11 protein-coding genes are annotated in these 7814 nt (G+C 30.5%); 4 read left to right on the top strand and 7 right to left on the bottom strand.

Annotation, left to right across the window (positions count from 1 at the left end; translation table 11 throughout):
• The 5 genes from N4A42_RS04245 to N4A42_RS04225 form a co-directional block, all read right to left on the bottom strand.
• Window positions 1-306: hypothetical protein (locus N4A42_RS04245; RefSeq protein WP_294070332.1), on the bottom strand; the 306-nt coding region annotated here is incomplete at its 3' end.
• On the bottom strand, window positions 284-829 hold the full coding sequence (locus N4A42_RS04240) for a YceI family protein (protein WP_294070329.1): 546 nt from the start codon (window positions 827-829) through the stop codon (window positions 284-286). The genes N4A42_RS04245 and N4A42_RS04240, both read right to left, overlap by 23 nt.
• 56 nt (window positions 830-885) lie before the next feature.
• A complete protein-coding gene (locus tag N4A42_RS04235) occupies window positions 886-1248 on the bottom strand; it encodes a hypothetical protein (RefSeq protein ID WP_294070326.1) in 363 nt (120 codons plus the stop codon).
• A gap of 9 nt (window positions 1249-1257) precedes the next feature.
• Window positions 1258-2427, bottom strand: a complete 1170-nt coding sequence (locus N4A42_RS04230; RefSeq protein ID WP_294070323.1) for a hypothetical protein — start codon at window positions 2425-2427, stop codon at window positions 1258-1260.
• A 10-nt stretch (window positions 2428-2437) separates the two neighbouring features.
• Window positions 2438-2830 (bottom strand): hypothetical protein, encoded by a 393-nt coding sequence (locus N4A42_RS04225; RefSeq protein ID WP_294070320.1) that lies wholly within the window; start codon window positions 2828-2830, stop codon window positions 2438-2440.
• A 410-nt stretch (window positions 2831-3240) separates the two neighbouring features.
• Between N4A42_RS04225 and N4A42_RS04220 the strand changes: the two genes are divergently transcribed.
• The 4 genes from N4A42_RS04220 to N4A42_RS04205 are packed head-to-tail and all read left to right on the top strand — an operon-like array spanning window position 3241 to window position 6934.
• Window positions 3241-4143, top strand: coding sequence for a MerR family transcriptional regulator (locus N4A42_RS04220; RefSeq protein WP_294070317.1), 903 nt, complete (start codon window positions 3241-3243; stop codon window positions 4141-4143).
• 3 nt (window positions 4144-4146) lie between these two features.
• Entirely contained in the window at window positions 4147-5607 is a 1461-nt protein-coding gene (locus N4A42_RS04215) for an NAD(P)/FAD-dependent oxidoreductase (RefSeq protein ID WP_294070314.1), read from the top strand.
• Window positions 5608-5629: 22 nt separating this feature from the next.
• Entirely contained in the window at window positions 5630-6469 is an 840-nt protein-coding gene (locus tag N4A42_RS04210) for a phytoene/squalene synthase family protein (protein WP_294070311.1), read from the top strand.
• A gap of 18 nt (window positions 6470-6487) precedes the next feature.
• Window positions 6488-6934, top strand: coding sequence for a sterol desaturase family protein (locus tag N4A42_RS04205; protein WP_294070308.1), 447 nt, complete (start codon window positions 6488-6490; stop codon window positions 6932-6934).
• Window position 6935: 1 nt separating this feature from the next.
• On the opposite strand, the gene N4A42_RS04200 is transcribed toward N4A42_RS04205, so the two are convergent.
• Together N4A42_RS04200 and N4A42_RS04195 are read right to left on the bottom strand one after the other, a co-directional pair.
• Window positions 6936-7502, bottom strand: coding sequence for a TlpA disulfide reductase family protein (locus tag N4A42_RS04200; protein WP_294070305.1), 567 nt, complete (start codon window positions 7500-7502; stop codon window positions 6936-6938).
• 11 nt (window positions 7503-7513) lie between these two features.
• On the bottom strand, window positions 7514-7814 hold a 301-nt coding region (locus tag N4A42_RS04195; protein WP_294070303.1), incomplete at its 5' end, for a Crp/Fnr family transcriptional regulator.

Genomic DNA, 7814 nt, shown 5'->3' with positions numbered 1-7814 from the left:
ACCTTTTTCTATATTTTTTACAGAAAAATTCTCATCTAATTGACAATACACATTATTATTTAGTACAAAACCTTTTTTATCTATAGAGGTTATTTTACCTTCAATTTCAACTACTACGTCTTGCCAAATTAAAGCATCTTCATGTACTTTATCTGAAAATGCTTTTGCGGTTCCAGAGAACTTCACTTCTAATTCATCTATAGTTTTATGTGCCTTGTAAGCATAATTATAGACTGCAAAGCTTCCGCCAACTAAAACAACAAGTAAAACAATAAGCGCTTTTTTATTTCTTTTTAACAAGCTCATAATTAAGGGTTAGATTAATAGATTTTGCTATTTTATCACGGACAATACTTGGAATTTTAATATCAAAATCTTGAGGAGAAACACCAAAAACTGAAGTGAAAATTATTTTGTCACCTTCTTTTTTTAACTTAGCTGTTGTATCTATTATTTTATCTTTTCCTTTTACAGTTAAAGTACCTTTAAGACTAAGTTCTTTTTCTTGAGTTGTAAGTTCACTTAAGTCAAAACCTACTAATTGCCCTCTAAATGTTGCCTTTGGATATTTATCAGAATCCATATAGTTTTCATTAAAATGCTCTTGCATTAAAGCAATTTCAAAATGAAACGCTTTCACAAAAAGTAAACCTGCTATTTGCCCATTTTCTGAATTAAGAATCACTGTAGTACTTTTATTAACAGCTTCAACAGGCTCAAATGCTTCTACAGATGCCTTAAACTCTGTAGAACCTGTTTTTGTAAAATATTTCTGAGCAGAGATATTTAAACTTATCAATCCTATAAGTAGTGGTAATATTTTTTTCATTATTATATATTTTTCATACTTCTATAGAAGTGTTTTAATTAAACCTTATCTATTATTTAGTCTTCTGGAAAACCATCTGTCACCCATTTATCTATAATCTGTAATATCTGCGGTGATAATTTTCCACTTGGCGGCATTGGATTTGTAACACTATTCATTCGAGATACTAAGCTCCCTTGCTCAGCTGAAAGTCTCGTATTTTGATAATTAGACAAATCTAAACTTGCGCTTGGCACTGGACCTGCATGGCATGTTATACAGTTATTTGTCATTATAGATTGTATATCTGACTGGTATGTCACCTCTCTAGTTAATGGTGGTAAAGAGTTTTTGTCGCCTTCATCTATAATTGCTGTAGTACAACTTAGCCCTATAATTAATGTAGTAATTCCTATACCAAATTTTATATACTTCTTCATTGTATGTTGTTAATTTTGAACGTTAATATTGTCTATTGTAATTTGCTCTTGCCCTAATGGAGAAAGGGTTACCATACGTTGCGCATGCGTAATATCTCCTTCGGAAATTGAAGAGTCTCCATCCATATCTGCCACTATGGTTACGTAATAGGTTCCTGGATGCATATAGGTCATTAAAAATTCATTTTCACCATTAGATAAAATAGGAAAATGTAAAATGGTATTAAAGGCATTTACATCAGCTGTAAAATAGCCAAACTCATCTGTTAAAGGGTCTCTAGACAAATACAATTGTAATGGTTGATCTGCAGGAACATCACCTCTATTTATATTAACTTGTATTACTCCTAGCCTAGGATGATCTAGAATTGTATAAGGATCTCCAGATTGTGGTGCTAGTTCAAATACATCATTAGTTTCTTGTAATGCTAAAAATGTTGCAGAATTAGCTTCGGTTAAACCATCTTTAACATAAAGGTATTCTTCCACAAATCCGTCTGCAAAATCTAAGCCAGCATCAACTATGTTTTGTGGATATCCTGTAGCATCAGCTGCTTCTTGCGCTAGTTCAGGATGCATTTTCACACCACTAAATGTCATGTGTCTATTAGGAATACGATCTCCTAAATTACTAGTATAAGAATTGAAATATATATTATTTGAATTATTCGGAAAACGAATTTCCATAAACATAATACCATCACCTCCTCTAGCATCTACAAATCTGTAATAACGGCTATTATCTCTATTTTCAACTTTATCCATTACAAAATAACTTGTACGATAAATACCATTTAGCAAACCTCCATTTCTTGCCATAATAGTACGTTTACCTTTAAAGTTGGTCACAAAAAAAGATGTAAATAAGTTACCTCCAGAACCACCTTCATGAATACCAAAAATATGAGATGGTGATATAGCTCTGTAATCCCAAGCAAAGAATGGATACTCTTGGTTAATTACTAAATTATCACCAACCCAATGTCCTTGCATTTTCTCCATAAAATCAAACCCATCTATAGTAATATCTACTGGATTAACCTCTGTTACTTGCCCTGGAACACCTGGATCTACCGGATCTGTTGACCCAGCAATATTTCTAATATCGTCTGTAGAACAAGCTACTATTAATAACGATAGCACTACACTAATGCTTAAAAATTGAATTGCTTTTTTCATAATATAATTTTTATTCTTTTACTCTTACCCAAATTTCTTCTAACGGTTTATTACTTATATACCTAGTTGCCACTAACGTGTCATCATGTTTTAAGTTAAGCTCTATAATAGGCTTAGAATCGTTAGTGTTTGTAGCACCAGATATAGCATCTACATACGTATTGTTAGATTTTTTTAGATTCTTAAAAACATAGTACTCTTTTCCTACACCTTCTCTAATTACAGTTGTATTATCATTATAGTACAACACCTTACCTTGTATAGAATCATTAACTTCAATAATCTTGTATTTCCCTTCATAGTATTTACTTACCACTTCCCATGTTCCATATAACTTTGAATGGTCTTTTGTACAAGAAACCATAAAAACGCACATCCAAATTATCGCTAACCTTTTCATCATTTTTAATTATGAAACAAACTTAGAGAGAATTAAAGGCTGCTTTTTTGACCTAAATCAAAATATGCTACAAACTGATATTTAGCAATTGCATTAGAGTTTTGAAAATGCAGGAGATGAAGTATTTACTAAAATTTTTATGACTTTAAAAAAGAAGCACCAGCCATATTAGATATAAAATTAGCATCCTTTTATTATAGACAGTAACCGATTTCTGTAACAGAAAGCCTCTAAATTATAGATTGTTAATAGTATTAACTATCTAACATAATTCACAAAAAGAATAATTGATTACATGAGATTTAGCAATAACTCAACATTACTATGAGATCTTTTATTTATTTAAATTTTGTTAATTCTAATATGTATTATCAATTAAAACACTATTTTTGTTTAAACTTTTCAAACAAAGAATGAACAATATAAAGAATCAATTTAGCATAAAAGACCTAGAAAATCTAACAGGTATAAAGGCTCATACTATTAGAATTTGGGAAAAACGCTACAACCTATTACAACCTAAACGTACAGACACCAACATAAGATATTACGATTTAGCAAACTTTCAAAAGCTGCTTAATGTAAGCTATCTTAACAACAATGGTTATAAAATATCTAAAATAGCAAAAATAGAAGAGCATAAAATCCCTCAACTAGTTAGGGAAATTACAACAGAGAGCAATATAGAAAATCATTCTATTAATGCATTTAAATTAGCAATGCTCAACTTTGATCAATCTCTTTTTTACAAAACCTATGAGTCGCTACTTAAAGAAAAAGCTTTTGAGGATGTTTTTTATGATATTTTTATACCTCTTCTAACTGAAATTGGTCTGCTTTGGCAAACAGACACAATAACGCCTGCTCACGAACATTTTTTAACTGCACTAATTCGTCAAAAAATATTAATTAATACAGAAAAAATTCAGTCTCAACAAACCAACACCTCCCAAAAAACTTTTGTGCTTTACTTACCCGAAAACGAAATACACGAATTGGGTTTAATGTTTATTAATTACCAACTAGTAAACAAAGGCTATCAGTCCATATTCCTAGGGCTAAGTGTACCGTTAGAAAGTTTATTAGATCTAAAAAATTACTATGACGATATTACCTACATATCTTACTTCACAACTAATCCTGAGAAGAGCATTATCCAAAAATATTTAGATGATTTCAATGAATTAATTGTTAATGATTCCAACATCAAACTATGGGTTTTAGGTCAAATGGTAAGCACTTTAGATTTAGATAGTTTACCTAAAAGCGTGTCTGTATTTAATAATATAAAAACATTGATGGATAATATAAAATAAACTATGCGTAAAACAATATCTATAATAGGCTCAGGCTTTTCTTCGCTATCAGCATCTTGCTATTTGGCAAAAGCAGGCTACAAGGTATCTATTTATGAAAAAAATGATACTGTAGGCGGAAGAGCAAGACAACTTGTTAAAGATGGTTTTACTTTTGATATTGGCCCAAGTTGGTATTGGATGCCAGATATTTTTGAAAAATTCTTTAATGATTTCGGGAAAAGCACAAAAGATTATTATCAACTAGATAAGTTAAGTCCTGCTTATAAAATTTTTTTCTCAGATGAAGTCATTACCATTGGTGATCATATGGATCAAATTTGTAAAGAATTTGAACGTATAGAAAGTGGTAGTTCAAAACCACTACGTAAATTCATCTCTCAAGCACAAGATCATTACAACATTGCTATTAACAAAGTTGTACTAAAACCAGGTATTTCACCATTAGAGTTAGTTTCTAAAGAAACTATTACAAGGGTTGATCGCTTTTTTAAAACCATAAGTTCTGAAGTTAGAAAAAAATTTAAAAACCCTAAACTCATTTCAACGCTAGAGTTTCCTGTATTATTTCTTGGAGCTAAACCTAGCCAAACTCCTTCATTTTATAGTTTTATGAATTTTGCTGATTTTGGCTTAGGCACATGGCACCCAAAAGGCGGTATGTACGAGATCGTAAAGGCTATGAAAACTTTAGCAGAAAGCCTAGGTGTTAAGATTTATACTAATAGCAATGTAGAAAAAATTAATATTTCACAAGGTAAAGTCTCTAGTATTAAAGTTAATAGCAAAACTATCGACTCAGATATTATCTTAAGTGGTGCAGACTATCATCATTCTGAAACTTTATTAGATCCAAATTACCGACAATACACAGCAACATATTGGAACAAACGCACTTTTGCACCATCTTCTCTACTCTTTTACGTTGGTTTTAATAAAAAATTAAAAAACATAGAGCACCACAATTTATTTTTTGATACAGATTTTGAAACACATGCTGAAGATATATACGACAATCCTAAATGGCCAAAAAAACCGTTGTTTTATGTGAATTTTCCATCTGTAACCGATAATAGCATGGCACCTGATGGATGTGAAACAGGTTTTTTTCTTATTCCAATAGCGCCAGGGCTTGAAGACACATCTGAACTAAGACAACAATATTTTGACATTATTATAAACCGATTCGAACATCTAACCAACCAAGACATAAAAAAACATATATTATTTAAAGAGTCGTTTTGTGTAAACGACTTTATAAGCGAATACAACTCATATAAAGGAAATGCCTACGGAATGGCAAACACCTTAAAACAAACTGCATTTTTAAGACCCAAATTAAAAAGCAAAAAAGTTGATGGGCTTTATTTTACGGGGCAATTAACGGTTCCCGGACCAGGAGTACCACCTTCTTTAATATCAGGAAAATTGGTTGCCAACCTTATAAATAAAAACGAAGTTTAATTGCTATAAAACATACATTACTATGAAATTTATTTTTGACAATGTCTCTAAAGAATGTAGCAAACTAGTAACTAATGCTTACAGCACATCATTTTCATTAGCAACAAAAATGCTCTCTGAAACCATTAGACAAGATATATACAACATATATGGTTTTGTGCGGTTTGCTGATGAAATTGTAGACACATTTCATGATTATAACAAAGAAAAACTTTTTAAAAACTTTGAAACTGATTTAGAAAATGCTCTAACAGACAAAATAAGCTTAAACCCTATTTTAAATTCTTTTCAAGAAACTTATCATAAATATAGCATAGATAAGCATTTAGTTGATGCTTTTATGAATAGCATGCGATTAGACTTGCACAAAAAAAACTACGACACAGAACAAGAATACAAGGATTACATTTATGGATCTGCTGATGTTGTTGGTTTAATGTGCTTAAAAGTATTTGTTAAAGGTGATAATGAAAAATATGAAAATCTAAAAGATTCAGCCATGAGCTTAGGATCTGCATTTCAAAAAGTAAACTTTTTAAGAGACCTTAAAGCCGACTCAGAAGATTTAAGTAGAAACTATTTTCCTAACACAGACTTAAGTCAATTAACCGAAATATCTAAACGACGCATTATAGATGATATTGAAAAAGATTTCTCTCACGGACTTAAAGGCATTAAACGCTTACCTTTAGAAGCAAAGTTTGGAGTATTTATGGCTTATCGTTATTATCATAGGCTATTAAAAAAGCTAAAAGACACACCTGCATTAGAAATAAAATCGACCAGAGTACGAGTGCCTAATTATAAAAAAATTGCATTATTAACTCGAAGTTATGTTAAGTACCAACTTAATTTATTATAAAAATTAAACCCTATCGTTATGCAAACTATTTATTGGATATTAATATTTTTTGGAACATTCTTTATTATGGAGTTTAACGCATGGTTTACTCATAAATATATAATGCATGGCTTTTTATGGAATTTACACAAAGATCATCATCAAAAAAACCATAATAGCTGGTTTGAAAAAAACGATTTGTTCTTTATTTTTTACGCCTTAGTAAGTATGGGATGTTTTTATTTATGGAATTATGAAGACATTTGGTTTACACTTCCAATAGGCTTAGGTATTTTAGTTTACGGCATGGCCTATTTTATTGTACATGATATCTTTATTCATCAACGATTTAAATGGTTTAAAAATGTTAATAATAAATACGCAAGAGGTCTCAGAAACGCTCACCACATGCATCATAGAAACACAGGTAAAAAAGATAGTGAAAACTTTGGAATGCTAATCGTTCCTTTTAAATACTTTAAATAATCTATTCCGAAAGTAATTGATCTAATTGCTCTCTTACTGTTTCGCTATTCCAATCTACAGCTCCAGACTCATCAATAACAATTTCGCCTGATTTATTAATAATAAAAGTTCTTGGTATAGACCTCGTTTTAAACGCTTCTGGTGCTTCGTTTAAAGGATTAAATATTTCAAAATTAAATCCTCGTTTTTCTTTAAACGCTTTAACTGTTTCAAAACTATCTGCAGTAATAAATAAGAATTCTACCTTATCTTTATAATCGTTATACAAAGCCTGAATACTTGGCATTTCTGCTATGCACGGAGGGCACCAAGTAGCCCAAAAATTAACAAAGACCACTTTATCCTTTGTAGTTTTAAATGCTAATACAGAATCCTCACTGTCTGATCGTAATTGCCAATCATTATAAGTTACAGCTACCCTATCTTCTTTATCAATCATTGTTGATTGATTTATATAACTCAACGCCTTATGAATAAGTATTTGTATAGGTTGTCTCGTCTGCGGAATTATGAGAACTGCAATAATAATTAGAAATATTATATTGCTTTTTGTGAATTTTGCTTTCATTACATACAAATTTAAGCAGAAGTAGCGTAAATTCTTATTTGTTTTCTATTAAAATCAATAATCTCATCTTCTTTTAGTTCATTCATAAGAATGTTTAATGTTGGCCTAGAAATCCCTATAAGAGAAGCAATATCTTTTTGTGTGTATGGATGATTAATAATATGGTCTCCAGTCGTATTACAATCGTAACCATAATCTGTACACAACTCTTGTAAAAACTCTAATAATCTGGTTTTAGAATCTTTAAATAACAATAACTGAAGTCTACGTTCTAATTTTTTAAACTTAAATCCTATAAATTTATAAATCCTT

It is taken from the genome of Winogradskyella sp. (assembly GCF_025210595.1).
Taxonomy (GTDB): domain Bacteria; phylum Bacteroidota; class Bacteroidia; order Flavobacteriales; family Flavobacteriaceae; genus Winogradskyella.
This window is presented reverse-complemented; position numbering and strand designations above follow the sequence as displayed.

Coding starts and splice junctions, on each gene's coding strand:
- N4A42_RS04240 (WP_294070329.1), bottom strand. CDS start 829: ATGAAAAAAATATTACCACTACTTATAGGATTGATAAGTTTAAATATC.
- N4A42_RS04235 (WP_294070326.1), bottom strand. CDS start 1,248: ATGAAGAAGTATATAAAATTTGGTATAGGAATTACTACATTAATTATA.
- N4A42_RS04230 (WP_294070323.1), bottom strand. CDS start 2,427: ATGAAAAAAGCAATTCAATTTTTAAGCATTAGTGTAGTGCTATCGTTA.
- N4A42_RS04225 (WP_294070320.1), bottom strand. CDS start 2,830: ATGATGAAAAGGTTAGCGATAATTTGGATGTGCGTTTTTATGGTTTCT.
- N4A42_RS04220 (WP_294070317.1), top strand. CDS start 3,241: ATGAACAATATAAAGAATCAATTTAGCATAAAAGACCTAGAAAATCTA.
- N4A42_RS04215 (WP_294070314.1), top strand. CDS start 4,147: ATGCGTAAAACAATATCTATAATAGGCTCAGGCTTTTCTTCGCTATCA.
- N4A42_RS04210 (WP_294070311.1), top strand. CDS start 5,630: ATGAAATTTATTTTTGACAATGTCTCTAAAGAATGTAGCAAACTAGTA.
- N4A42_RS04205 (WP_294070308.1), top strand. CDS start 6,488: ATGCAAACTATTTATTGGATATTAATATTTTTTGGAACATTCTTTATT.
- N4A42_RS04200 (WP_294070305.1), bottom strand. CDS start 7,502: ATGAAAGCAAAATTCACAAAAAGCAATATAATATTTCTAATTATTATT.